This window comes from Martinezella hainanensis (assembly GCF_900094555.1).
GTDB lineage: Bacteria > Pseudomonadota > Alphaproteobacteria > Rhizobiales > Rhizobiaceae > Rhizobium > Rhizobium hainanense.
Genome location: NZ_FMAC01000010.1, coordinates 1 through 23,495 on the forward strand (window position 1 = coordinate 1; position 23,495 = coordinate 23,495).

25 protein-coding genes and 1 pseudogene are annotated in these 23,495 nt (G+C 57.5%); 9 read left to right on the forward strand and 17 right to left on the reverse strand.

Annotated features, from left to right (window positions below):
• The 5 genes and pseudogenes from purU to GA0061100_RS26155 all read right to left on the reverse strand — a co-directional run.
• Positions 1-388, reverse strand: a pseudogene (gene purU, locus GA0061100_RS26135) (formyltetrahydrofolate deformylase); the annotation flags it as partial.
• 54 nt (positions 389-442) lie between these two features.
• Entirely contained in the window at positions 443-1,249 is an 807-nt protein-coding gene (locus GA0061100_RS26140) for a 3-methyl-2-oxobutanoate hydroxymethyltransferase (RefSeq protein WP_075855756.1), read from the reverse strand.
• A 23-nt stretch (positions 1,250-1,272) separates the two neighbouring features.
• The gene (locus GA0061100_RS26145; protein WP_075855757.1) at positions 1,273-2,499 is read right to left on the reverse strand and encodes an NAD(P)/FAD-dependent oxidoreductase; all 1,227 of its coding nucleotides are present in this window, start codon (positions 2,497-2,499) and stop codon (positions 1,273-1,275) included.
• Between the two features lie 10 nt (positions 2,500-2,509).
• The gene (locus GA0061100_RS26150; RefSeq protein WP_113228911.1) at positions 2,510-2,824 is read right to left on the reverse strand and encodes a MocE family 2Fe-2S type ferredoxin; all 315 of its coding nucleotides are present in this window, start codon (positions 2,822-2,824) and stop codon (positions 2,510-2,512) included.
• A gap of 23 nt (positions 2,825-2,847) precedes the next feature.
• The gene (locus tag GA0061100_RS26155; RefSeq protein ID WP_075855759.1) at positions 2,848-3,933 is read right to left on the reverse strand and encodes a fatty acid desaturase family protein; all 1,086 of its coding nucleotides are present in this window, start codon (positions 3,931-3,933) and stop codon (positions 2,848-2,850) included.
• 150 nt (positions 3,934-4,083) lie between these two features.
• Between GA0061100_RS26155 and GA0061100_RS26160 the strand changes: the two genes are divergently transcribed.
• The gene (locus GA0061100_RS26160; RefSeq protein ID WP_075855760.1) at positions 4,084-5,112 is read left to right on the forward strand and encodes a LacI family DNA-binding transcriptional regulator; all 1,029 of its coding nucleotides are present in this window, start codon (positions 4,084-4,086) and stop codon (positions 5,110-5,112) included.
• A 69-nt stretch (positions 5,113-5,181) separates the two neighbouring features.
• On the opposite strand, the gene GA0061100_RS26165 is transcribed toward GA0061100_RS26160, so the two are convergent.
• Both GA0061100_RS26165 and GA0061100_RS26170 read right to left on the reverse strand, forming a co-directional pair.
• Positions 5,182-5,991 carry a TIM barrel protein gene (locus GA0061100_RS26165; protein ID WP_075855761.1) on the reverse strand — a complete coding sequence of 270 codons (810 nt, stop codon included), beginning with the start codon at positions 5,989-5,991 and terminating at the stop codon, positions 5,182-5,184.
• Positions 5,992-6,148: 157 nt separating this feature from the next.
• Positions 6,149-7,177 (reverse strand): LacI family DNA-binding transcriptional regulator, encoded by a 1,029-nt coding sequence (locus GA0061100_RS26170; protein ID WP_075855762.1) that lies wholly within the window; start codon positions 7,175-7,177, stop codon positions 6,149-6,151.
• Between the two features lie 453 nt (positions 7,178-7,630).
• On the opposite strand from GA0061100_RS26170, the gene GA0061100_RS26175 reads away from it, so the two are divergent.
• Genes GA0061100_RS26175 through GA0061100_RS26185 form a run of 3 tightly spaced genes read left to right on the forward strand, consistent with a single transcriptional unit; the run spans position 7,631 to position 10,108 of the window.
• Positions 7,631-8,995 (forward strand): pilus assembly protein, encoded by a 1,365-nt coding sequence (locus tag GA0061100_RS26175; RefSeq protein WP_075855919.1) that lies wholly within the window; start codon positions 7,631-7,633, stop codon positions 8,993-8,995.
• Positions 8,992-9,522, forward strand: a complete 531-nt coding sequence (locus GA0061100_RS26180; protein ID WP_075855763.1) for a TadE/TadG family type IV pilus assembly protein — start codon at positions 8,992-8,994, stop codon at positions 9,520-9,522. The genes GA0061100_RS26175 and GA0061100_RS26180 overlap by 4 nt, the downstream gene beginning before the upstream one ends.
• A 1-nt stretch (position 9,523) precedes the next feature.
• A complete protein-coding gene (locus GA0061100_RS26185) occupies positions 9,524-10,108 on the forward strand; it encodes a TadE/TadG family type IV pilus assembly protein (protein WP_075855764.1) in 585 nt (194 codons plus the stop codon).
• 48 nt (positions 10,109-10,156) lie between these two features.
• Here the strand turns inward: GA0061100_RS26185 and GA0061100_RS26190 are convergent, their stop codons facing one another.
• On the reverse strand, positions 10,157-11,308 hold the full coding sequence (locus GA0061100_RS26190; RefSeq protein ID WP_075855765.1) for an ROK family transcriptional regulator: 1,152 nt from the start codon (positions 11,306-11,308) through the stop codon (positions 10,157-10,159).
• Between the two features lie 226 nt (positions 11,309-11,534).
• Here GA0061100_RS26190 and GA0061100_RS26195 point away from each other — a divergent pair, with 226 nt between their 5' ends.
• On the forward strand, positions 11,535-12,566 hold the full coding sequence (locus tag GA0061100_RS26195) for an AraC family transcriptional regulator (RefSeq protein WP_075855766.1): 1,032 nt from the start codon (positions 11,535-11,537) through the stop codon (positions 12,564-12,566).
• Positions 12,567-12,668: 102 nt separating this feature from the next.
• On the opposite strand, the gene GA0061100_RS26200 is transcribed toward GA0061100_RS26195, so the two are convergent.
• The gene (locus GA0061100_RS26200) at positions 12,669-14,060 is read right to left on the reverse strand and encodes an MFS transporter (protein WP_075855767.1); all 1,392 of its coding nucleotides are present in this window, start codon (positions 14,058-14,060) and stop codon (positions 12,669-12,671) included.
• Between the two features lie 318 nt (positions 14,061-14,378).
• Between GA0061100_RS26200 and GA0061100_RS26205 the strand changes: the two genes are divergently transcribed.
• A complete protein-coding gene (locus GA0061100_RS26205; protein WP_083961436.1) occupies positions 14,379-15,092 on the forward strand; it encodes a GntR family transcriptional regulator in 714 nt (237 codons plus the stop codon).
• A 192-nt stretch (positions 15,093-15,284) separates the two neighbouring features.
• On the opposite strand, the gene GA0061100_RS26210 is transcribed toward GA0061100_RS26205, so the two are convergent.
• The 3 genes from GA0061100_RS26210 to GA0061100_RS26220 form a co-directional block, all read right to left on the reverse strand.
• Positions 15,285-15,674 carry a tautomerase family protein gene (locus tag GA0061100_RS26210; protein WP_075855768.1) on the reverse strand — a complete coding sequence of 130 codons (390 nt, stop codon included), beginning with the start codon at positions 15,672-15,674 and terminating at the stop codon, positions 15,285-15,287.
• 94 nt (positions 15,675-15,768) lie between these two features.
• Positions 15,769-16,011 (reverse strand): hexameric tyrosine-coordinated heme protein, encoded by a 243-nt coding sequence (locus tag GA0061100_RS26215; RefSeq protein ID WP_075855769.1) that lies wholly within the window; start codon positions 16,009-16,011, stop codon positions 15,769-15,771.
• A gap of 126 nt (positions 16,012-16,137) precedes the next feature.
• A complete protein-coding gene (locus GA0061100_RS26220) occupies positions 16,138-16,779 on the reverse strand; it encodes a hypothetical protein (protein WP_208621583.1) in 642 nt (213 codons plus the stop codon).
• A 258-nt stretch (positions 16,780-17,037) separates the two neighbouring features.
• Between GA0061100_RS26220 and GA0061100_RS26225 the strand changes: the two genes are divergently transcribed.
• A complete protein-coding gene (locus GA0061100_RS26225) occupies positions 17,038-17,649 on the forward strand; it encodes a helix-turn-helix transcriptional regulator (RefSeq protein ID WP_075855770.1) in 612 nt (203 codons plus the stop codon).
• 204 nt (positions 17,650-17,853) lie between these two features.
• Complete coding sequence (locus GA0061100_RS26230; RefSeq protein ID WP_075855771.1) at positions 17,854-18,342, forward strand: RrF2 family transcriptional regulator; 489 nt, start codon at positions 17,854-17,856, stop codon at positions 18,340-18,342.
• On the opposite strand, the gene GA0061100_RS26235 is transcribed toward GA0061100_RS26230, so the two are convergent.
• From GA0061100_RS26235 to GA0061100_RS26255, 5 genes are all read right to left on the reverse strand, one after another.
• Positions 18,325-19,347: a mechanosensitive ion channel family protein gene (locus GA0061100_RS26235; protein ID WP_075855772.1), complete on the reverse strand. Its 1,023-nt coding sequence runs from the start codon at positions 19,345-19,347 to the stop codon at positions 18,325-18,327. The genes GA0061100_RS26230 and GA0061100_RS26235 overlap by 18 nt on opposite strands.
• A 72-nt stretch (positions 19,348-19,419) precedes the next feature.
• Complete coding sequence (locus GA0061100_RS26240; protein WP_075855924.1) at positions 19,420-19,836, reverse strand: cupin domain-containing protein; 417 nt, start codon at positions 19,834-19,836, stop codon at positions 19,420-19,422.
• Between the two features lie 59 nt (positions 19,837-19,895).
• Positions 19,896-20,648 carry an SDR family oxidoreductase gene (locus tag GA0061100_RS26245; protein WP_075855773.1) on the reverse strand — a complete coding sequence of 251 codons (753 nt, stop codon included), beginning with the start codon at positions 20,646-20,648 and terminating at the stop codon, positions 19,896-19,898.
• Positions 20,649-20,809: 161 nt separating this feature from the next.
• Positions 20,810-21,727: an MBL fold metallo-hydrolase gene (locus GA0061100_RS26250; protein WP_075855774.1), complete on the reverse strand. Its 918-nt coding sequence runs from the start codon at positions 21,725-21,727 to the stop codon at positions 20,810-20,812.
• 133 nt (positions 21,728-21,860) lie between these two features.
• Positions 21,861-22,340 carry a carboxymuconolactone decarboxylase family protein gene (locus tag GA0061100_RS26255; protein WP_075855775.1) on the reverse strand — a complete coding sequence of 160 codons (480 nt, stop codon included), beginning with the start codon at positions 22,338-22,340 and terminating at the stop codon, positions 21,861-21,863.
• A 132-nt stretch (positions 22,341-22,472) separates the two neighbouring features.
• Here GA0061100_RS26255 and GA0061100_RS26260 point away from each other — a divergent pair, with 132 nt between their 5' ends.
• The gene (locus tag GA0061100_RS26260) at positions 22,473-23,384 is read left to right on the forward strand and encodes a LysR family transcriptional regulator (RefSeq protein ID WP_075855776.1); all 912 of its coding nucleotides are present in this window, start codon (positions 22,473-22,475) and stop codon (positions 23,382-23,384) included.
• The last annotated feature ends 111 nt before the right edge of the window (positions 23,385-23,495 follow it).

Here is a 23,495-nt window from a genome sequence, read left to right on the forward strand (position 1 = left end):
CGACCACTTTCTGGTAATCGAAATGGTTGGAGACGACGCCGACGATGTCGATCGGCAAGGCGCCGATCTTCCAGCGATAGAGCAGGTCGTTGAGGCAATGGCCGAAGCGCGACACCATGAGCAGCACCTTCATGCGCTTCCTGGCATCGTGGAACTCCGACACCATGGCAAACTTCTCGGCGATCGGCTTGAAGCCTTCGATGAGCGCCGCCTCGCCAACCCCTTCTTCGGAGATGAAGGAGACGCGCATGAAGAACATGCCGGTATCGAGATCGTCGAACTGGCTGGAATCGACGATGTTGCAGCCCTCACCGGCCAGATAGTTCGAGATCGCCGCAACAATCCCACGCGTCGACTTGCACGCCACTGTCAGTACATAGGTTTTCATTCGAAATAGCCCAATTCGATGTGATAAATGTTTCGCCCGAAGCCCAGGGTGCGATTAAAGGGTTTGCTCAGCGACTAGGCGCAGGAACGCCTCAAGCTCTTGCCTGTCGATTGCGACCTCATGCCCCTTCTCCGGATAGGCGCCGGAACGAACGTCATCGGCAAATTCGGCAAAAGCGGCAGCGCGCTCATTTTGCAGCCGGTCGAACTCTGCCGCGAAATTGCGATAGACCTTCGCATGACGGGGACGATGGCCGCGATTGCTGCCAAGAACATCATCGGCAAACAGATATTGCGCGTCACATCCCGTTCCCGCCCCCATCGAAATCATCAGCATCGATGTTCTTTGGCTGATGGCAGCCGCGATGTCGCCGGGCACAACCTCGATTTCGACGGCAAAGGCTCCGGCCTCTTCCAATGCCTTGGTCTGCCGCCAAATTTCAAAGGCGCTGATCGACGTTTTTCCGACAGCACGGAAACCGCCTGTCCATGTCGCTTTCGAGGGAATGAGACCGACGTGGCTGCAGACGGGAATTCCCTCATCTCGCATCCGTCGGATGATCGCGAGACTTGCGGCGCAATAAACGGCATCACCTCCGGCTTTCAGTGCCTTGAACGCCTCTCGCATATATTCTTCTGCCGAAACATAGTCGCCATATTCCAGACCCGGTATTGCAAAGGGGCTTGGCGCGGCTTCACGGAATGCAGGACCTAGAAGTGTTGGTGGGACGGAGAGCATATCAATCCCAGCTCTCTGCGCGGCTTCCGCTTCCTCAAGCGAGGTGACGCGCAGCATTGTCAGCTGTCGCTTTCCTTTAAGCGACAGAAGATCGGCAACCGTTGGACGATTGTGCTTTTGCATTGGATGTTCCTCAATATGAATGGTTACGCCGCAAGCAGCGACTTCAGCTTGACGGTGCTTGCCGCCAGGGCGATGTGATCCGGATGCGCGCGGGCGGCGATCAGCATTTCGGCGAGGCGAATATCACGCGCGATGGCATTGCCGCGTCCGATACCGCTGGCGGCGAGCAGCCTTCCGTCCGCGCCGAGATGGAAAAGGATGAACGCCCCATCGCCAAGGTCGCGCCGTACATGCGCGACTGCTTCGTCCGCAAGGCCGGCGATCTGCAACGTCAGATCATACTGGTCGGACCAGAACCATGGCACGGCGGATATTTCCGCACCTTCTCCCAGCATGTTGGCGGCGGCGAGATTTGCCTGCTCCTGCGCGTTGCGCCAGGATTCGAGGCGAACACGCCTTCCGCCATAGAGCGCCAGCGGAAAGGAGCAGCAATCGCCCGCCGCATAGATATCGGCAATCGAGGTCTCCAGTCGTTCGCTGACGGCGATGCCGTTGTCGATCGCAAGACCTGCTTCTGCGGCGAGCGCGACATTCGGCAGGGCGCCGATGCCAACGAGCAGCAGATCGGCGCTGATGACTTCGCCACCCGCCAGGCGAACGATTGCCTTGTCGGCGTCTTCCTGCACGGCTTCAATGGCCTGCCCGCAGCGTATATCCACTCCTTCCAGACGGTGCCGTTCAGTGATTGCTTCGGCGATTGCCTCAGGAACACCCCGCTTCAAGACCCGGGGCAGACCTTCGATAACGGTGATGTCGGCGCCGCGCATGCGTGCGGTTGCCGCAAGTTCAAGACCGATAAAGCCGCCGCCAATGATGGCGATGTGTCGTCCGGGGTGGAAGACGGCATGCAAGGCCACCGCATTCGCATGGGTTCGCAGCACGCGGATCCGGTGGGAGGTGCCATCGGTGCCGGGAAGGTTGCGCGCAGATGCCCCAGTCGCAAGCAGAAGCTTGTCGTAGGCAAGTGTCTGTCCATCCGAGAGCCCAATCGTCTTCGCAGCGGGATCGATTGCCGTCACTGTGGTATCCAGCCGAAGGTTGATCGATTGCTCCTGGTAATACTCCAACGAGGCGACGAACTTTGGCTCGAGCGCCTTATCCGATCCGCCCTTCGAAAGCGGCGGGCGCTCATATGGGGCAAGCGGCTCGGTGCCAACGAGAGTGATATCGCCCTCAAATCCCTTCTCACGAAGTGCGAAGGCAGCGCGGGCACCGCATTCCCCAGCCCCGACAATGACGAAATGCGCCACGATAGCCTCCTCAGAGCCCGATGAAGACGGTGCCGTTCTCGACCTTGACCGGATAGGTCTGCAGATTGACGCAGACCGGAGCTCCCTTGGCTTCGCCGGTGCGGTAGTCGAAGCGGCCATTGTGCTTGGGACATTCGATGATATTGTCCATCACTAGGCCGTCAGCGAGATGGATCTTTTCATGTGTGCACAGGCCGTCGGTGGCGAAATAATCGTCTTCGGGGCTGCGATAGACGGCGAAGGTCCGTCCGTCATGGTCGAAGCGGATGACATCCTCTTCGTCGATTGCGTCAGCGGCGCAGACTTCGATCCAGTTGCTCATGATTTCCTCCCTTTGTAATTTCGATGCTATTGTGCGGCGGCCGGCAGTTCGCCGTGGAACTCTTCGCGATAGGGCCGCGCTGTCGACGGCAGTTCGCGCTTGAGGAAATAATCCTCGTTGCGCAATTGCCGCAGGAAAGCGGGGATCATTTCGCGATAGCCGGACCAGATGGACGGATTGGCGGCTGGCAGATCGTGCTTGATCATCGCATGCAGCTTCGGCAGAGCATGATAGGGCACCATCGGGAACATGTGATGTTCGACATGGTAGTTCATGTTCCAGTAGATGAAGCGGCTGATCGGGTTCATCATGACGGTGCGGCTGTTCAGGCGATGATCGATGACGTTATCTGCAAGGCCGCCATGCTGCAGCAGGCCGGTCAGAACGTGATGCCAGGCGCCATAAAGCCGGGGAAGGCCGATCAGCATCAGGGGCAGGATCGAGCCCATGGCGATCGCCGTCGCAATCGTCACGACATAGATAGCAAGCCAGATACGGGCGATGCGAATGGCCTTCGGCTGCTCCATTTCGGGGATGAAGGTCTTTTCTGCTGAACTGACGACGCCGGCGGCGTTGCGCAGCATATCGATGATCGCGTACCAGGCATCGAGAATGCCGAAGAAATTCAAGACGAGACGGAAGAGATCCGGCGGCCGCATGACGGCAATCTCAGGGTCGCGGCCGACGATGACGGTATCGGTATGGTGGCGCGCATGGCTCCAGCGCCAGGTCACCGGATTGCGCATGATCATGAAGCAGGCGATCTGATAGACCGCATCGTTCATCCAGCGCGTCTTGAACGCCGTGCCATGGCCGCATTCATGCCAGCGGCTGTCGGAGGCAGAGCCATAGAGCACGCCATAGGCCAGGAAGAACGGGACGCAGATCCACGATCCCCAGAAGTGGATGCCGAGCGCGGCGAAGATCACCATGCTGCCGAGCCAGATGATCGTATCGCGGATCGCCGGCGCGTCTGAACGCTGCATCAACGCTTTCATATCCTTGCGCGGCACATCCGTGTGATACCATTCGGCGGCGGCCAGCCCGGTTTCGATCGCCAGCCTGCCGCTTGCGCCGAGCAGATCATAATCACGCTTGATTATCGTCGTCATCCCTGCCTCCCACGATGCGCAACGGCGCCTCGCTCTTGATGCCGGAAACGATAGATCGACTTTTCGCTTGCCTCAATGCAGGAATGATGGAATCTATCAAAACCTATCATCGCGACAATGCGATAATGATAAATTCCATCAGGAGCGATCATGCGTCGTCCCACCATATCGGATCTCGCCAAGGCGTCCGGCGTTAGCGTCGCCACCATTGATCGTGTGCTGAACGGACGCCTTCCGGTTCGCGAACAGACGGCACGGCGCGTCTATGAAGCGGCGCAGGAAATCGGCTATCATGCCGTCGGCCTCTTGCGTCAGCGCGTCTTCGAAGACCTACCACGCTATCAACTCGCATTCCTTTTGCAGAAGCCCACGCAATCATTCTATCAAGCCTTTGCCAGAGAGATAGAAGCAGCTGCTGCGGCGACGACGACAGCGAAGCTGCACGTTCAGATCGACTATCCAGCTGTCTCCACACCGAGCGTAATTGCGGAGAAAATGCGAGCACTGGCAGCCCGCAATCAAGCCGTGGCCGTCGTCGCTCCCGATTATCCAGCTGTCGAAGCAATCGTCGACGAGCTCAAAGAAAGGGGAATTCCGGTTTTTTCCATACTTTCCGACTTTGCCGCGGGCGTTCGAGAAGGATATCTCGGCCTCGACAACAGAAAGGTCGGGCGATCCGCCGCCTGGACGATCGCACGCACGGCTCGCAAACCGGGCAAGGTGGCATGTTTCGTCGGCAGTCACCGTTTTCACGGCCACGAGTTGCGGGAGGTAGGTTTTCGCTCCTATTTCCGCGAGAATGCGCCGGAATTCGAAGTCCTGGAAACGCTCATCAATCTCGACGCCGTCGACGTCACGCATGAGGCGACGCTCGATCTTCTGCAGAAACATCCAGACCTTATCGGTCTTTATGTTGCCGGCGGCGGAATGGAGGGAGCGATCGCCGCGCTCCGGGAAGAAAACCGCGCCGGCGACGTGACTCTCATCGTCAATGAGCTTGTTCCCGAGAGCAAGGGCGCACTGATGGATGGAACGGTGGCCATGGCCATTTGCACTCCACTGCCTCTTCTGTGCCGGGAGCTCATCACCCAGATGGTGAGTTCGGTCGAAGGAACCGCGCAAACGACTGCACGCCAGACCTTTTTCCCGTTCGAGATCTATATCTCCGAGAATATCTGAATGATGGATCGAGCCTGGCCGTGGCCAAGCTCGCCAGGCTCTTTTTCGTTCGCGTCGCGGCGTGGGCGATCACTTGGCCTTCAAGGCCGATTCGATGAAATCAAACGAAGTTTGGATCGCTTCTCGTGGGTTGGCGAGATCGTGCACCAGCGGCGAGAAGCACTCGTAGGAAATCGGTCCGGCATATCCGGCAGCTTGCAGAGCCTTGATCTGGCCTACATTGTCCAGTCGGTCTAATCCGTCCACGAGAACCCGGTGTTCGTCTTCCATCTGGTTCAGCTGCAACGTCGGATCAATGACTGCCGATATATGGACGATGCCCGTGTGATTGGCGAAAATTGGCCCGCCATCGGCCAAGGCGTGATGGAAGGTGTCATGAACGAGTTTATAGCGGTGTGCTGCACCGAGTGCGTTGATCGCGTCCACGAGTTCTGCCTTGTAGCGCAGCGACGAACGCTGGAACCCTAGCGGCTCGACCAGCGCGACCAGTTCCGCCTCTTCAAGAAGAGGCAAAATGGCGGAAAGGGACGTTTCGAGATTGGCTTTGCGCTCCTGCTCCTCAGTACCGATCCCCTCGTTTCGCGGGATGAGGCTGATGGTTTCAGCACCGGCCGCCTTGGCAATTGCAATCAGATCCCGAACCTTCTGCTCGATATCATCCGACCAGAAATTGAACGGATAGACCTGGGACAGACCAACGAGCCGCAAACCCCGGTCACGAACCAATTTACCCGCCACTGTCGGCGCAAGGCCGTCGAATAGCTGGCGCTTGAGGTCGTTGCGAACCTCTACGCCCTGGCAGCCGAGAGTAACCGATAGGTCAAGGAAGTCGGTGTAGCTAAGATTTGGCGTCGTAATCTGATTGAGTGCCCAGAACATGTTTCCTCCCAAAATCCCGATATCGCTGCTCCGACGGAGCATGTCACGCACCTTTAGGCAATGCCAAAAGGCTCCCTCACGTGCAATCGGGTTGAATTTGCATTAGCGCATTGGTGAGGTTTCTCATGCCTTCTGCTTGAGGTGTTTCACCTCATTCTCATATGGAAGGAGGTAGAAAAAGTTGTGGTTCCAGAAAATGCGCGTCGGGTGTTTGAATATGACCCTGAAGCACCTCCCGTGCCATCAGATCGACAGTGTCCCGGCAAAGTTGCGCCAGAGGCGTGCCTATGACCATCGTCGCATAGCCGTCGGAAAGGGCGGCACGACTTATCGAGGTCAACTCATTGACAATGAGGGCGACCTCGCCGGGTGCACGCGTTTCTCGCAGCGCCGCTATCGCGCCTTCCATCCCGCCGCCTGCGACGTAAATGCCTCTCAGATCCGGATGACGCTCAAGCAAGGCGATTGCGGTTTCATGGGTCAGTTTCCTTGTTTCAAGATTGATGACCGGTTCCAAGATATCAAGGTCTGGGCGTAATTGGCCTAGATATGAACGAAATCCGGCTTCCTTCAATTCGTGCCCCTGCCAGCGATTGCTGCCAAGAAAGATCGCAACTTTTCCGGGTTGGCGACTTGCCGTGGCGATCATCCATGCCGCCAGACATCCGGCCTTATGATTGTCGAGACCGATATAGGTTCGACGTGCGCCTTGCCCGAAATCATTCAGCAAGGCGAAAACAGGAACTCCCTTCTGCTGCAGGTGTCGGGCGGCTTCATTGACGATGCCATGGTTGACAGCGGTGCAAGCTATTGCATCGGTATGCGTGGCAAGTTCCTGCATGATCGCCGCGAAATCTGCAGGCGACTGAGATGGGGAATATCGAATGGTCACTTCGCCACGAAAATCCTGACGGTCCGCAACTGCCCGGGTCAGCTCTTTGCTGAAAGACTGATAGAACTCCTGCCTTTCCTTTATGAGCAGGAAGCCAAATCTCACCCTTGCAGGCGGTGCAGTCAGCTGCCGATCAATCAGACCACTCGCATAATAGGCCAGTCTATGTGCTGCCTCTGCAACTTTGCGGACCGTTTCCTCACGAACGAAGCCCCTTCTGTGAATAACACGATCTACAGTCGCCTTGCTTACCTTCGCCTCTTTGGCGATGTCCTCAATTCTCGTCCGCTTCATTCAATTCCCGATCAGCTCCTGGGGGATTACTGACCTCGCCTTATTCGCCAGATCCAATGGGCCTCGTCATTGAGCAGCAATCTAAGCCAAAGTGAAAGGTGCTCCAAGAGGGCTAAATTGCGCCTCGTCTTATCGAAAATTTTGATAGGCTACTTCAGCCGCTGTTGCTTGGCTTGACTGCAACGGTCGAGATTGTTGGCTGGCGCGGTCGATCTTGTTTTCCCGGTCGTCATCCGATCCGTCACCGGGAAGGGGCGCTCTTATGTCTGGCGGCGCTCTTGCATGTTTCTAAATCCGGCAAGCATCGATATCCAAAAAACGCATCTTGGCCAGATTGCGCAAAAACTTGAATGCGTAGCCAGAAAACTGATCGCTCGAGGAGCGATGTAAAGAACTGATTAAGGTCAAATCGGCGTCATTTGTGAAATAGTATGATAAATATTGGTGCCGACATTGCAGCTAAGACATTTTATCTCAGGTGATCATCTAACCGATGCCTTTCGAAAGCTGTTTCGAAGCCGGCACGGTAATGTCGCGATCGTCGTGGCTCTCTCTCTGGTTCCGATGATGCTCGCGGTCGGAGCCAGCCTCGACTATATCAGGGCGTACAACGTTCGGCAGAAAATGCAGAGCGATCTGGATGCGGCGCTGATTGCGGCCGTGAAACAGATCAATACGGCAGATACGGATTCCCTCAAGCAGAAAGTGGCGGATTGGTTCAATTCCCAATCTGAGAGCAGCTATTCCGTTGGAAACATAGAAATAGATACGACCAACCACAAGATAACGGCAACGGCGAGTGGCGTTGTTCCAACAACGCTCATGAAGATTGCTGATATAGGCAATGTTCCAGTAATGGTTGCAAGCTCGGTCAAGGGACCATCCACATCCTATCTGAATGTCTACATTGTCATTGATAAGTCTCCATCAATGCTGCTTGCGGCAACCAGCGCTGGGCAGCAAACGATGTATAATGGCATCGGCTGCCAGTTTGCCTGCCATACCGGAGATGCACATACCGTTGGCGGTACCAAATATGCCAACAATTATGCTTACTCGGTCGCCAAGGGCATAAAGCTGCGCGCGGACGTTGCTGTGGATGCCGTCAGTGAGGTCATCGACATGATTGACAATGCCGACAGCACTCACGAGCGTATCAGGGTCGGTCTTTACAGTCTTGGCGATACCACGACCGAAGTGCTCGCCCCGACATTTGAAACCGCCTCGGCCCGCAAGCGCCTTTCCGACGACAGCTACGGACTGACGAGTGCTACATCCACGACCTATACTTTCTTCGACGTGGCGCTGTCGGCCTTGCAGCAGAAAGTCGGTACGGGTGGCGACGGCAGTTCGTCTGCCAAACCGCTCAAATTGGTCTTGCTGCTGACGGATGGTGTCCAATCCAAGCGCGAATGGGTGACGGACGGCGTGAAATGGAGCGGTTCGACAATCACGACCGCCGGACCATCGTGGAACAAGGTTGCTCCATTCAATCCCGACTGGTGCGCCTACTTGAAGAACCAGTCGAACACCATGGCGGTTCTTTATACCGAATATCTGCCTATAACCACCGACTGGGGCTACAACAATACCGTCGGCTCGACCATGGCAAGTGCGAGCTGGCACAGCACGTGGGGTGGGACCATGGACAGTGGTGTCTCCACGAGCATTACACGCCGCGACTACATTCCTTATGCGCTTGCTGACTGCGCTTCATCCAAGAGCCTGTTTATCTCGGCTTCATCCTCCACAGATATTGTTTCGGGCCTGTCGGCACTGTTCACGCAATATCTCGCATCCGTGCGGCTGACCCAATGAATCCACTCCGGTTGCCGAAATTTCTGTCTCGACTGCTTGCAGATCGCAAGGGTGCGGCTGCCGTCGAGTTCGCGCTACTCATCCTGCCTCTCTCCCTGATCATCTTTGCTATCATAGAAGTTTCGTTAATGTTCTTCGTTGCTTCGAGCCTCGATGCTTCCGTTGCGAAGATCTCCCGGATGATCCGGACGGGTGAGGCCGCATCCGCCAACATGACGCTCACCGACTTCAAGGCGAAAATCTGCGCCGATATGTTTCTCGCTTTCAGCTGCTCCGACAATCTCCTGATCAAGGCCGATGTTATCTCCAACCTATCGGCCGTCACGCGCGCAACTCCGATCGACAGCTCAGGCAATCTTACCGTCACGGAGACTTTCGCGATGGGCAAGGCGAGCGACTATATGCTGGTGCAGGCCTTTTTGCCCTGGAGCTCTGTCGTCAACTATTTCACCTATTCCAACGCAAAGCTGGCGGATGGGCGCTATCTCCTCGGTGCCACCACCCTGTTTCGCAACGAGCCGTCCTGATATGATGATCAAATGCACGCATCTGGCGTATCGGTCCATAGTCTCCTGTCTTCGCCGCTTGGCTGGAAATCGTGCCGGTGTATCGGGAGTGGAGTTCGCGCTTGTCTTGCCGATCCTGCTGCTGTTGCTCGCCGCGACCGTCGATCTTGGCCATGCTCTGACCGTCAGCCGCAAGATCGATGAAATTGCCGCAACGACAGGCGATGTCATTTCCCAGCAAGGCACATGGACGAAATCAAATGTTACCGGGCTGCTTTCGGGAATGAGCTTTATCCTGCAGCCCTATGATACGACAGCTTTGACGATCACGGTCGCGGTGGAAGATGTGCCGGCAAATGGAAATGCGACAGTCAATTGGTCCGCTGCCTTCAATACCTCTGCGCTTGTCTCCGGCGCAGCTACACCGATTTCGGTACCTGCTAAGATACAGGAAACAGGCGTGCAGGTCGTCCTGACCCGCGTGCAGTATAGCTTTACAACGCCGCTTTCCGCATTTCTCGGCAGTTTTACCGGGATCAGCAGCTACAGCTTCAATCGCTACTTTTTCAATCGGCCGCGGACGGCAGACAAAATAACCTATAGCTAGCTTTGAGCTGCGCCTGGATGCCAAAGCGACGCCTTGGAGCGCCGCTCGCTACAGGACGGTTTCGAATAGCGGGATCAATGCCGCGCCGACTGCGCCGGGAGCATCCAGGACTTCCGCGACCGCAAGCCGCGGGACGTCGCGCAATGCGCCGTGGCGCGGCAGATTATTGATCTCGGTCCGCTCGATCAGCATTCTTGCGAGCGAATGCGGGAGTTCGCCACCCAAAACGATGAGGGCCGGATCAAATACCGCGCAGATCGCGTTGATGGCGCGATTGTGCGCCGGCGTCACGCGATCGGCCCATTCTGCCACTCCATCCCAGGTCGACAGGTCTTGGTTCTTGAGATCGCGCAGCGTCAGGCCCGGGCGACCCTTGGCGCGCAGATGTTCAAGCAATAGCCCAAGTGCGGGGCGGTCATCATAATCCTCTCGATCGAAGAGTACGGAAAACTCGCCAGCATTGCCGAAGCTGCCGCGAAACGGCATGCCTCCGGAAACGAGGCCGCCGCCATAGCCGTGCAGATGGGCAATATAGGCGAAATCCGCGACCTCCCGGCCGACACCGAAGATCGCCTCGGCAAGAGCCGCGGTCCGGGCGACATTGTCAGCCCATACGGGCAGGCCGAGTTGCTTTCCGAGCAGCGGCGCCAGATCGATCAACGACCAATGGGCGAGCGGCAAGGGGCAATTGAAAGCCGTCTCCAGCATGCGATGACCACTGACAGCGAGACCGACGCCGAGGATATCCCGCCGGCTGGCATTCCGGCGGGCAAGAAGGTCCTCCGCCGCTTTTTCGATCCGATCCATCTCGTCGGAAAGCGACGATCCAGACTGCGCAATTTCCATCTTTTCCAAAGGCTCTCCGAAGCCCATGAGGCAAAGGCCGATCGAGCCGACATTGACCGAAATGCCGAGCGTCAAGCACCAGTCTTTGCAAAGGCTGAGCTCCGGGCTCGGCGGGCCGGGGCGCCGAGCCTCCGACGAGGTGAAGACAATCATTCCCCGATCATGAAGCCGTGCGGCGATCCTGTGCAGGGACTGTTGAGTGAGGTCCAGCGGCTCGGTCAGATCCGAGCGTTCAATCCCGGGCGACTTCCAGATCAGCCGCAAAAGATCGCGTTCATTGCGAGATGCCACCCTTCTGGGTTGTGAATCCCGCAAAAAATGTTCCGCAACCTGGTCCAACGGATCGTACTTCATTTCCGAATCTTTTTGATTTACACTGTGAGTGTATAACTCGATTGAAAGTGCTTTGCTTCTGCCAAACGGGGGGATTTGAGCCCCGGATTGCTCATTTTGCTTATCTTATCGGGATCGGCCAATCCAGTTGCGAAGATGGCGTTTGGGGATGGCCAGGAGATGGTCTCTGAGTGTCGGGAAGGGCGGTCTCCAAGGCGGGATACATAAGGGGAAAGAGCCGAATTGCATGACGTCATCGAGATTCGAGAATTTGCTGCGAACTCCCGAATATATGGTAAAGGGCTTTACGCCAACGCATGAAGGCAATGATTTCGAATCGATGTTTCGGGCCTTTTCGGCCAATTATGGTGCATTCGGTGCAAAGCCGCTGAGCAACGATCCCGCCTTTGGTTGGGCGGCGGAGGTGAGGCGAAGCGGGCCGCTTACGATGTTTCATTCGGCTTACGAGAGCCCTTGGGAAATCCGCACCCTCGACGAGACGCCGCAACATCTCGCATTTTACATCCCACACACGGGGTCCTTTCGTCTGTCCGTAGGCAAGAAGTGTGTCGAGGGCGGTTCTGGCCAGCTTCTGATGGCCAATAACCACGAGGCGGGCAATCGCTTTGTCCAAGGAGATCCGCATCGTTCGGATGCACTCTTTCTGGACTGGAAGGTCGTGACACGAATGCTCGCGTCGCTCCTTGAAGCGCCGATCATGGGCGCGCTCAACCTTGAGCCCGTTCTCGATCTGGCAACGCCTTCGGGGCAGCTTATCGGAAACCTGGTGCTGACCATTGTCCTGGGCATGCGCAACAATGGTCCGCTTCTGTCCTCACCCCTTGCGGTGTCGACAATGAGCGAAACCCTTGCCGACCTCGTGATCCGATTTGCCAATCATCATCTCTCCGACCGATTGGAAGCCAAGAAGGTGCCCATGATCGCACCGTGGCATGTCCGACGGGCGATAGACTACATGCATGCGAATATCGCCGAGCCCTTCACGATGACGATGGTTGCGGATGCCGTCGGGGTATCGCTTCGCGCATTGCAAATAGGTTTCAAGACCTTCAGAGGAACCTCTCCGGGCGCTTACCTGCGCACAATCAGATTAAAAGCCGCTCGCGACCAGCTGCGAGATCCGCTGAATTCGCTATCGGTTCGCGAGATTTGCACGACGTGGGGCTTTTTTCATCCGGGCAGATTTTCCATCATCTATCGCAGTACCTTTGGAGAAAATCCGAGCGACACACGCTCACGGGCGACGGCGTTGCGATAGGGTGTTTTCGTCATGCGACAAGAGCGCCATCTTCAATAGCGCTCGGTATCTGTCGCTTGCGGTGTTTTAGCCCGGCACGAGCCCGAGCAATAGTCTGAGAGCTCAAAGATCGCGATCTGCCTTGGCAAGAACGAGCTCTGCACCGACGGGCTCGGGTGACGTTTTTGAAATCTCGAATCGTTCGATCCTGCCGACCAGCACCCAGTAGCTCACAACCGCACCTATGACGTGCAGTCCGACATAGACGAGGGCGCCATGGAAGGAACCGGTTCCCTCGATAATATAGCCGATTGCAACCGGTGTGATGACGCCGCCGATACTGCCGGTAGCGTTGAACAGACCGCCGGTCAGACCAATTGCCTCCTTGGGCGCCGTGTCGGCAACCACCGTCCATCCGAGCGCCCCGAAGCCTTTGCCGAAAAAGGCCGCGCACATGATCGCCACGACGATGGCGTTCACATCCGTATAGTTGCACAGAATGATGGTGGCGCTGAGGCCGAGGCCGATGGTGATCGGGATTTTCCTGGCGAGACTGAGGGAGCCGGACTTGCGCAGCAGCCAGTCGGAAACGAATCCTGAAGACACGCCGCCGATGCATCCGAAGATTGCCGGCAGGGATGCGACGAAGCCGGCCTGAAGCATCGAGAAATGTCTTTCCTGCACCAGATAGCTCGGAAACCAGGAAATGAAGAAGGTCGAAAGCGTCGCGATGCAATATTGGGCAAGGAAAATCCCGAGCAACATGCGATTTGTCAGAATCTGTCGAGCGATCTGCCGGGTAGGGATTTGCGCCTCGCCCACTTTGGATTTTTCTCCTCCCACATCCGTCAGCGCGCCGCCGGCTTTGATATAGGCGATCTCTTCCTTTGTGACCCGCGGATGGCGGCTCGGCGCAAAGTAGGCTCTCCACCAGACAAGCGCCAAGACCAATCCGATCACCCCCATGACCGAGAAGATGTGTTCCCAGCCAAGGTAATGAAACAACGCACCCATCAGCGGCGTGAAGACTGCGAGAGAAAGATACTGGGCCGAGTTGAAGATTGCGCCGGCGACGCCGCGTTCGTCCGATGGAAACCATGCGGCGATGATGCGAGCGGAGGCCGGTGTCACAGGTCCCTCCAGGAGGCCTAGTACAAATCTTAAAACGTAGAGCGCGACTACCGGATAGGCGAAATATCCGACGCCGCTGACAAGGGTGATCGCGATCGACCATCCCGCCAGGGAAATCAACATGGCAACTTTGGCGCCTGTCCGATCGACGATATAGCCCGATGGGACCTGCGCAATGAAGTAGCTCCACGAGAATGCGGAAAAGAGCCAACCCATATTCACGGCATTGATGCCGAGATCCTTTGCAATCCCGGGACCAGCGACGGAAAGGGTTGCCCTATCTCCAGTGCTGACCGCCAGGATCACTGTGATGAGCGCCAGCACGATGAAACGTTGGTAGCCGGCGCGGGGCGTGCCAAGTGGTGCGGAGGCGTGTGTCTTCATCTCGGAACCTTTCGGAGCATTGGGCGCTCTCCGGTCGTCAGGTGTCTCTTTGGCGGCTGAGGGGCAATCGTGGGGAGGGTGGCGTCTGAAGCAGGCTTGTCGCTTGATATCAGTGTCTCAAAGAGTGTGGTCTGTCGGCGGCAGAGACTGACTGCTCAATCCTGCCAGGCGTGCCGGATCTCTTTGCATGGCAGATCCTCCTCAAGGCTCCTCAACCTCTTCTGGCGATTTCAGTTGCCGAAATCCGATGTCGACAGAAATCTGAAATCTGATATACCAGATGTCACGCAATCGAAGTTATGTCAACGAGATTCAAAAATGATCGAAGCAAAGCAGGGTGTGGGTCGCGTGGCGGCCTTTGAGCGAATTGATCCGGCTTTTCAGCTTACCGTGCGGGACCACGTCTATCGCGCGATCAGAAGTGCAATCTTGTCGGGCGCCTTTGCTACGGGCGAAAAGCTCAACGAACGACAGCTGGCAGAGCAGTTCGGCGTCAGCACGACGCCGATCAAGGAAGCGCTGCGCCAGATCGAAACGGAAGGCTTGGTCGAAACCTTGCCGCGTCGCGGCATTGCGATCAGGTTCAGCATGCAATGGGCCGAAGAAATGATCCTTGCCCGCGCCGCATTAGAATCGATGATCGCGCGTCTCGCCGCCAAACGTATAGACAAGCCCTCAGGAGCTGAGCTTCTTGCCACGGTGGATGTCATGAAAACGGCAACGAAATCAGGAGATGCCGATAAGCTGATCGCGCTCAACGAGACGTTTCACGATCACATCCATCGCAGCTCACGTTGCGGCTATCTCGCGAAGCTCATCGAGCGTCAGCAATTTTACGACGCAAGCATTCGCCGCATCATTCATCTTGATCCTGCAGAACGTCAGAAGGCCCTGGATGAACACGCAAGCATTGCAGATGCAATCGTTATCGGCGATGCGGATTTGGCCGAGCGTCTGATGCGCAATCACGTTGTCCGCTCGGGCGAAACCTATCTCAGCATCGTCTTTGGACAGCAAAAGGCGCCGGAGTAGATTCCAGCGCTGAACTTTGTATGGAGCCAAACCTTGCGCCGCCCTTCCGCCGAAGCAACCGCAACTTGTGCGTTGAAGAGTGACCGTAAATTGAAGGCACAAAGGCAGGCCCCGGTGATGCGGCCCAAGCGAGAGGCCGCAAATTGTGTATCGAAGGTGCTGAGCTACACCAGCAATCTTTGCCGGTGTGACCTATAGCTCGCCCGTCAGGAATTGCGCGCGGCCGAAACCGAAGCTCCAGTCGGCATCGCTGTTCTCGATGCAGGAGACCATAATATCCTCAGGCTCAACACCGCAGCGCTGTCCAAGATAGTCGACGAGCAGCGTATAGAAGCGCTCCTTCATTTCCTGGGTTCGCGGTCGGGTCGTCGCATGGATGAGGACGCGGTTGTCGCTTCGCTCAAAGCCGAGGCCGGTATCCTGCATGAGCAGATGCGTTCCCTCGTGTTCTTGCAGCACCTGGTAGCGGTCGCGCACCGGCACCTCGAAGGCCTGGACCATAGCATCGTGAATGGCCTGAAGAAGAAGGGTTGTTTGCTCCTGGCTGCGGCCCTTGATGACGTGAATATTGAGGAATGGCATAGCTTATCCTTCCATGTTTCAACGCTGAAAGCTGATTTCGTCTGTTGCGTAAGGATGCTGGTGACCGGCGCTTTTGGCCGGGAAAATCGGGGCTTTATTCGGGCGTCGACCAATAGTTATTGGCCGCCGCGATTGTGGCGAATTCGCTCGCGACGACTTGGCTGATCTGAATGAGCAGGGCCGCGTCGTTCTCGTATATCTCGCGAAGTTTCTGTCTTATCGCTTCGTCCGGTTGCGTTGCCTTGATGACCAGACGTGCCATCTTGATCGCCAGCTGCCGGCCTTCGTCTGGCGTGGCGGTTATCAAGGAGTTGGTGGGAACAAGGGAAGTGCTCATGCTTGGTGTCCCAGTAAATGGTAGTCCACGTTACGGATGTTTCTCGGATTGCGAGGTCCGACCTGACTAAGGCAAGCAAGCTGCGAGCGGCGACAGTTGCATCATCCGTTCGCAGCCGTTCCTTCGTCAGTCGGCTACCTTCTCGATTTTCCCGCATGCGATCGGCAACGTTACATGCGAGGGGATCGGGCCGAGCGATCCCACACTTGTGGGCAGGCCGTGGTCCTTAGGAACGCCGTGAACCATGACGACTCGCTTGTCGAGATCGATAGAGCCGCCCTTGTAGGTCTCGCCAAATTTTTCCTGGAGCGCCTTCAGCGGTACGATCTTCGTGTACTCATAGCTTCCCGATGCATCGGCGTGCGGGTAGGTGTTCGTCGGAATGTTCATCTCTTCCGGCTTGTCGTTGAATGGCACCATCGTCGTGCCCATGACCGGCTCGGTCTCGCCGAGATCCACGTAGCCATCCTTGTTCTTGTCCTGGGCAGGCGTGGCGCAGGTGGCGTTCCGACCATCCGGAAAACCATGGAAATGCTCCCAATGCTCGATGTTGGCAGGAACGCCCTTCATCTTGATATGGACCTCGAGATTGTCGCCAACGATCTTGAAGGTTGCATCGCCTTCGGCGGAGGTGCCGATCTTGCCGACATTGAGTGGGGTGAGGTGCGCCTTGTAACTTTCGGCACTTGCGGTTCCCGCTGTAAGCGCCAAAGCAGACACGAAAATAGTCGCAGCAACAGGCTGCAGGAGGTGTTTGCGGGTCGTCATTTTCTGGTTTCCTTCTCCATTTGAGCTGATCGTCCAGTCCCCAGGACTCGATCGTTCTGAACATCACGTGGCCCTAGTCCGAAGGGTTCAGGTGATCCGTTCACCAAGTCCGTCCCGACAGTTGCCAGACCATCGGCTTGGCAAGAGCGAGATAGCACTTGACGACATTAATGACAATAATAATTGTTATTAATGTTTTTGTTGATGTGCGCGCCGATGTCGGCTATCCAATGTCGATTGGGAAAGATTCGGTGAGCAGTGACCACGAAGAATGACATTTTGAGCCTGCTGCAACGAAACCCGCTTACGGTTTCCGACCTGTGCGAACAGCTTGGCGTGACGCGCAATGCGATCAACGTGCAGGTCAAGCAATTGGAGGCGGAAGGCCTCATTCGCCGCAGCAAACTGCGCCAATATGGCGGACTTGGTAAACCCGCAGTTCTCTATGAGGCATCGCCCGGCAGCGAAGACGTCGCTTCGGGCGGTTATCGGGTGATCCTGCTTAGCCTTTTGAAAGTGCTAGCCGATCGCAAGGAGCCAGCAGATCTTGCCGACATACTCGATCAAGCCGGGCGTCAGCTGGCGCGCGATGCGGGACTGGCCAAACCGGCCGACTTCCAGAGTGGGTTGCAAGCCGCCATGGCCGCCGCCGATGCGCTCGGCGCCAGCACCGAAGCGATCGTTCAGCCGAACGGTGTACTCGTTCGAAACTATAGCTGCCCGCTTGGAAGTGCTGTTCGCGAAGAAAAATGTGTTTGCCGGGCGCTTGCGGCATTTTTTTCCGAAGCAACAGGACGGCCAGCGACCGAGCAATGCCTCCGTGATGATCGTTTGATTTGCCAGTATCTCATCAAACAGGCACCGGTTTAGATCGCAACGCAAATCGGCCGTAACGAGCCGACTGCATAGGTTATTTGGTTGCTAGTGGAAGGCCGTAAAGATCGCTCCGCCGATACATGTCCAGTACTGTGAGGGGTAAATCTGCATCTCGGAATTTGTTTACATGGCGAGTAAATAAGGATATTCTTTATCCTTGATTGATGTATGCCAGCCACGGGCCTTTGGAATGAATTTATGATTTTGAAAAGCCAAGTCGAATGGGCTCTCCATTGTTGCGCCATTCTCGCAGGTCTGCCCGATGGCCGCTATCTCTCGACCAAGGCGCTCGCTGAATTCCATGGCCTTCCCAAGGAATATCTTTCCAAGGCCCTACAGAGCCTGTCTCAGGCCGGGCTTGTCGATACGGCGCTCGGCCCCTCCGGCGGCTATAGATTGGCGAAACCGCCCGCGGATCTCACCTTTCTGGAGATCGTGGAGGCCGTCGAGGGGCAGCAGCGAACCTTCGTCTGCACCAATATTCGCGCCAATAACCCCTGCCGCCCCAAGGGTTATTGCGAAAGCAGCCCGTGCGCGGTCGCGCGCATCATGTGGGAGGCCGACGAAGCGTGGCGCGAAAAACTGCGCGGCGTCAAATTGTCCGATCTTGTCGGCATCTTGTCGAAGGAGATACCGCCGGAACTCTGGAAAAGCTCCTTCGAATGGGTGCTAGAGCGCGCCGGATGAAATCGCCCTGAGCGCTGCCTGTTCCCTCTGTTCGCCTGCGGGGACGCAGACGAGGCTTTGTGCCGGCATCGCCAATGACACTCCGTTCGTCCTGCAATGTTCATAGATGAGATCGATGATCTCGTTTTGGGCCGATATGCGGCTCGCCGCACTCGCGACGCGGAAGAACAGTTCGACCTCGATGGCGATTGCGTCGATCGTCTTGAGCGCGACGGCCGGCGGCGGGTTCGTGACGATCCTTTCACAGCCCTGCAGGAGAGCAAGCATGACCTCCTCGACAAGCCGCGGCTTGTGAATGGCGGATACTCGTATCGTCAGCGAGATCTGGTGCGCTTCATCCGGGCGGCTGCGATTGGTGACGCCCTGCTTCGCCAGCACGCTGTTTGGCAGGACGACGACGTTATGCGCGCCCGAAAGCAGGTTGGTGGAGCGCCAGTTGGTCTCGACGACGCGCCCTTCCGTGCCATCGGCGAGCTGAATCCAATCGCCGATGACGTAGGCTCGGCCGAGCGCCAGCGCGATCCCGGAAAAGACATCGGCAAGCGTGTTCTGCAGCGCAAGGCCGATAATGACGACGACGATGCCTGAGGTGGCAATCAGCGGGCCGACGGGTGCGCCGAAGACGAAGCCGATGACCGATAATGCCACGCCGAGATAGACGATGCCGACGATCAGGTCCTGGAGGAGATGCGCCTCCTGCGGTCGGCGGTTGAGGGTGAGGTAGATGTGGACGAAGCCGATCATCGTCCAGGCAAGATGCAGCCACCAGAGGACCCTTGCGGACTTGGCGAGCAGCATGCCGGCATCCTGCAACTCGACGTCATCGAGATGATACGGCGAAATTCCCGCAAGCCAGAGTACGAGGCTCATGCAGGAAAAAAACAGTATCTGCACGACGAGGCGCGCGGTCGGACGCCGGCGCCCCTGAATATGCCAAATGAGAATGCCGGCCAGCCCGAGCAGATTGATCAGGACGAGCGGCAGAAAATGATGTTCGCCAAACATGATAGGGCTCATCAACGATGATTTCCTGAGGTCGGGAAGGACGGGTGCCTCGGGCACCCATCCCGCATCCGGCTACTTCTTGATCGGGAAGGTCAGTTCCTTCTGGCTGGTGTCGACGACGAAGACGGCCAGCAGCTTTGCGGGTTGGGTCTTGCTGGCATTCTCGCTCACGCCGTGGCGGTCGCCCGGCATTTCGGAAAAGTTCTCTCCGGCCTTGAAGACCTTGACCGGGCCGTCATTGACCTGGCTGCGGATCGCCCCTTCAAGCACCGTTGCATAGATGAAGGCCGAGTTCGGATGGGTGTGGGCCGAGGAAAAACCGCCCGGACCATATTCCACGAGGACGCTCTTGATGCTCTTGCCGGGAACGTTCGGCAGTTCGTGCTCGTAGACCAGCGTGACCTTGGCATCCTTCTCGCCGGCATCGTGGGCAGCAGCTGCCGTGGACAGGAGGGCGGCCAGGGTAAGGCCGAGGATAGACTTGATCATCTCGAATTCCTTTCTTGAGATTTGGGCGGTATGGCGCCAGGGCGCCATACCGTTTGCGGTCACTTGCGGGCGGAGGTTGCGAACCACTGCTCGAAGGTGATGCGGCCGAGGCGCGGATTGCCGCTGGAGACAAGTGAGCCGTCTTCCAGACGGGCACCGAAATAGCGGGCTTCCGGATCCGCCACGACCTTGCGGCTATCGCCCATCGCCTTGAGATAGCGGGCAACGAGCTCATTCAGCCGGACACGTTCCGGACCGGAGATCTCGACGATGCCGTTGATTGCCGTAGAGTTCGCAACGACGGTCATATTGTCGGCCACATCGTCGGAAGCGATCGGCTGTACATAGGCCGGCGACAGGTGCACCGTATCGCCGACCGTGCCGGATTGGGCGATGCCGCTCAGGAACTCCATGAACTGCGTCGAATGGACGATCGTATAGGGAATGCCGGATTCCCGGATGATCTTTTCCTGGGCGACCTTGGCGCGCATGTAGCCGCTTTCGGGCAGGCGATCGACGCCGATGATGGAAAGGGCGATATGATGCTTCACGCCGGCGGCCTTTTCCGCCGCCACCAGATTGCGGCCTGACGTTTCGAAGAATTCGAGCACCGCCTTGTCCTCGAAGGAGGGCGAGTTTGCGAGGTCCATGACGACGGAAGCGCCGGCCAATGCTTCGCCGAGACCTTCACCGGTAATCGTATTGACGCCGGTGTTCGGGGCGGCGGCGATGACTTCGTGGCCTTGCTTGCGAAGGCGGTCGGCCGTCTTTGAACCGATGAGGCCGGTTCCGCCAATGATGACGATTTTCATGAGCTTCTCCATTCGCGGCGCCTGGCGCGGCGCATTGTTCGTTCGTTTCTCATATGATTGCTTACGGGTCAGGCCCGTCTGACGGCGCCTTAAATCTGCTCGGGTGGGCGAGGTGCAGCCCTGCACGCTGCACGCCGACGCGGCACTCGCCCACCAGAGAGTTAGTAGTCCCAGAACACCGGTACCCAACGGAAGACATCGCCGTCGGCTGCCACATGGCCGACCGAGGGGAACGGCATATGGGTGGCCACCAGAAGTCCGCCGGTCTGCGCCAACTCCTGCAAAAGACGGACGCGCACGCGCGCAGCCTCTTCCGGGTCGTGTTCGAAGCCGTTGAACCAATCGGGGTGTTCGAAGCCGACCGCGAACACGGCATCGCCGGCAAACATCAGCCCGTCTTTGCCGGACGCGACGCGGACCACGCTGTGACCGGGCGTGTGGCCGCCCGTTCGAGAGACGACTACGCCCGGTGCCACTTCGTACTCGTCATCGAACAATCGCAGATGGCTCTCATATTCCTTTCTGAACTGCTTGGCGGCAGCGCGAAGCGCGTCCGGGAAGCCGGGCGGCATCGACACATGAGAGAAGTCGGGCGCCTCCCAGAATTTGACCTCGGCCGCCGCCACATGGATCTTGAGGTCCGGACGCAGTTGCTCCTTAACCCCGCCGACGAGCAGCCCGCCAACGTGGTCCATATGCATGTGGGTCAGTACCACGTCGGTCACGGATCCGAGGTCGATGCCGGCGGCTTCCAGTCGCTTGATCAATTGTCCGGCCCGCGGCAGGTTCAACTCGGGGTCCAGCCCCAGCCCCGCGTCGATAAGGATGGTTTGCTTGCCGCTGCGCACCACGACCGCGTTCAGTGCCCAATCGAAAGCGTCCTGCGGCAGGAACATGTCGTTCAGCCATGCCGCGCGCTCGGTCGGGTCGGCATTATGTCCCAGCATCTTGGTTGGCAGCGGCAGCACGCCGTCGCTGATTACCAGCACCTCAATATCGCCGATCCGCACCGCATAGCGCGATGGAACCAGCTCGTCAGGGCTTGACTTAACGGGATGAGAAGTGTTGTCCAGGTCCATGTTTGTCTCCTGTTGATCGAGATCTCGGAGCCGATTTGGCCGGCTCCACGGTTGAAACGATTGTCATGAGATGTCTTTGCCGCGGCCGCCTAAACGGCCGAGCATCATTCAATGGCTCTTTTGGGCGAGAGACCTAGTTGAGGCCGGCCCTGTCGAGGCCATAGGCCTTGTCGGCCGAGCCCGGCACGGTCTTGAAGGCGATGCTGGCGCGGTTCCAGGCATTGATGACCATGATCGAGAAGGTGAGATCGGAAATTTCCTTCTCGGAAAGCTGGCCGCGCACACGCTCGTAGAGCTCGTCGGGAATGCCGCCTTCATGCAGTTTCGTCACTGCTTCCGTCCAGGCGAGTGCTGCGCGTTCCCGAGGAATGAAGAGATTGGATTCCCGCCAGATGGCGATGTGGTAGAGCCGCAGTTCGCTCTCGCCATGAATCTTGGCTTCCTTCACATGCATGTCCAGGCAGAAAGCGCAGCCGTTAATCTGCGATGCGCGGATATGAACGAGGTCCTGGATCTTCTGTTCGATGGCACTGTCCTTCAGAGCCATGCTGAGTTCTGAGAGTTTCTTGAAGAGTTCCGGGGATTGCTGGGCATAGTTCAAACGCTGTGTCATGGTCGCCTCCGTTATTAAGGATATAAAATGTCCTTGTGGATAAAAGATATCCTTAATAACTGGACAGGCAAGCCCTAACGAACTAAGGTTTGGGCATAAAGCTTATGCTGAAAAGTATGGGGCGAGTGGGGAATGGATATCGTATGCGCGTTGCAAACCTTCATGAGAGTGGTGGAAACCGGCTCGTTTTCCGCAGCCGCCGCCGACCTCAGGCGGACGCAGCCGGCGGTGTCGCGGCAGGTCTCGGCGCTGGAGGCACACCTCAACATGCGCCTCCTGCATCGCACGACGACCGCGCTTGCATTGACGGCGGAGGGGGAGCAGATCATCCCGATGGCACTCAAGGTCATCGAAGCGGTCGAGGCTCTTAGCGAAACCACATGTCGGGATGGCGGGCGGGTGGCTGGCAAGGTACGACTGGCCCTGCCGACACCGCTCGGGCTTTACGTCAGCGATCGGCTCGGGACGCTGCTCGAACGGCATCGAGGGCTTTCCGTCGACCTGCTCTTTCGCGAGGAACCGTCCGATCTGGTCGAAGAGGGGATCGATCTCGAGGTGCGGCTGGGAACGGTTGCGGACTGCAGTCTGATGTGCCGCAGAATTGGGTGGACGACGGCCTTTCTTGTTGCCGCGCCCTCCTACCTGCAGGGACGGGCAGCGCCTAAAACGCCTGACGATGTCAGCGCTCATGATTGCATTTGTTACAATCGTGCGGGAAACGGCCGGGCATGGTCGTTTTCAAATGGCGCCGAGGACGTTGCCGTGCGTATCGCGCCGCGCCTCGTCGCCAGCAACGCGGTTGCCGTCCACCGTGCCGTGCTCGCGGGCAATGGGATTGCCGTGCTTTCCCACATTCTCGTCGGGTCCGACATCGAGGAAGGCAGGCTGGTGAACGTCATGCCAGACTTTCCGCCGAGCCGGTTCGCGATCAGCGTCGTCTATCCATCGCGTCGGAACCTGCCGTTGCGCATCAGGACGGTTCTCGACTTCCTGGTTGAGATAGTCGGTGAGGATCCACTGATGTCGCCGATATCTTCTCATTGATAGCGTTCGGGCTATCCTTACAGATCGGGTTCGTGACGGTCGCTCCGGTTGGAGCTGACATATCGGCGCGGCAGCGATTATCCCCGTTCCTTGGTCGTCTGGTCTCAATCA

Bases quoted from the DNA above. Each gene is read 5' to 3' on its own strand.
- GA0061100_RS26155 (WP_075855759.1), bottom strand. From the start codon at position 3,933: ATGACGACGATAATCAAGCGTGATTATGATCTGCTCGGCGCAAGCGGC.
- GA0061100_RS26165 (WP_075855761.1), bottom strand. From the start codon at position 5,991: ATGTTCTGGGCACTCAATCAGATTACGACGCCAAATCTTAGCTACACC.
- GA0061100_RS26255 (WP_075855775.1), bottom strand. From the start codon at position 22,340: ATGACACAGCGTTTGAACTATGCCCAGCAATCCCCGGAACTCTTCAAG.
- GA0061100_RS26240 (WP_075855924.1), bottom strand. From the start codon at position 19,836: ATGATCAAGTCTATCCTCGGCCTTACCCTGGCCGCCCTCCTGTCCACG.
- GA0061100_RS26210 (WP_075855768.1), bottom strand. From the start codon at position 15,674: ATGCCATTCCTCAATATTCACGTCATCAAGGGCCGCAGCCAGGAGCAA.
- GA0061100_RS26260 (WP_075855776.1), top strand. From the start codon at position 22,473: ATGGATATCGTATGCGCGTTGCAAACCTTCATGAGAGTGGTGGAAACC.
- GA0061100_RS26190 (WP_075855765.1), bottom strand. From the start codon at position 11,308: ATGAAGTACGATCCGTTGGACCAGGTTGCGGAACATTTTTTGCGGGAT.
- GA0061100_RS26160 (WP_075855760.1), top strand. From the start codon at position 4,084: ATGCGTCGTCCCACCATATCGGATCTCGCCAAGGCGTCCGGCGTTAGC.
- GA0061100_RS26205 (WP_083961436.1), top strand. From the start codon at position 14,379: ATGATCGAAGCAAAGCAGGGTGTGGGTCGCGTGGCGGCCTTTGAGCGA.
- GA0061100_RS26215 (WP_075855769.1), bottom strand. From the start codon at position 16,011: ATGAGCACTTCCCTTGTTCCCACCAACTCCTTGATAACCGCCACGCCA.
- GA0061100_RS26245 (WP_075855773.1), bottom strand. From the start codon at position 20,648: ATGAAAATCGTCATCATTGGCGGAACCGGCCTCATCGGTTCAAAGACG.
- GA0061100_RS26220 (WP_208621583.1), bottom strand. From the start codon at position 16,779: ATGACGACCCGCAAACACCTCCTGCAGCCTGTTGCTGCGACTATTTTC.
- GA0061100_RS26185 (WP_075855764.1), top strand. From the start codon at position 9,524: ATGATGATCAAATGCACGCATCTGGCGTATCGGTCCATAGTCTCCTGT.
- GA0061100_RS26180 (WP_075855763.1), top strand. From the start codon at position 8,992: ATGAATCCACTCCGGTTGCCGAAATTTCTGTCTCGACTGCTTGCAGAT.
- GA0061100_RS26230 (WP_075855771.1), top strand. From the start codon at position 17,854: ATGATTTTGAAAAGCCAAGTCGAATGGGCTCTCCATTGTTGCGCCATT.
- GA0061100_RS26170 (WP_075855762.1), bottom strand. From the start codon at position 7,177: ATGAAGCGGACGAGAATTGAGGACATCGCCAAAGAGGCGAAGGTAAGC.
- GA0061100_RS26200 (WP_075855767.1), bottom strand. From the start codon at position 14,060: ATGAAGACACACGCCTCCGCACCACTTGGCACGCCCCGCGCCGGCTAC.
- GA0061100_RS26195 (WP_075855766.1), top strand. From the start codon at position 11,535: ATGACGTCATCGAGATTCGAGAATTTGCTGCGAACTCCCGAATATATG.
- GA0061100_RS26235 (WP_075855772.1), bottom strand. From the start codon at position 19,347: ATGTTTGGCGAACATCATTTTCTGCCGCTCGTCCTGATCAATCTGCTC.
- GA0061100_RS26250 (WP_075855774.1), bottom strand. From the start codon at position 21,727: ATGGACCTGGACAACACTTCTCATCCCGTTAAGTCAAGCCCTGACGAG.
- GA0061100_RS26140 (WP_075855756.1), bottom strand. From the start codon at position 1,249: ATGCAAAAGCACAATCGTCCAACGGTTGCCGATCTTCTGTCGCTTAAA.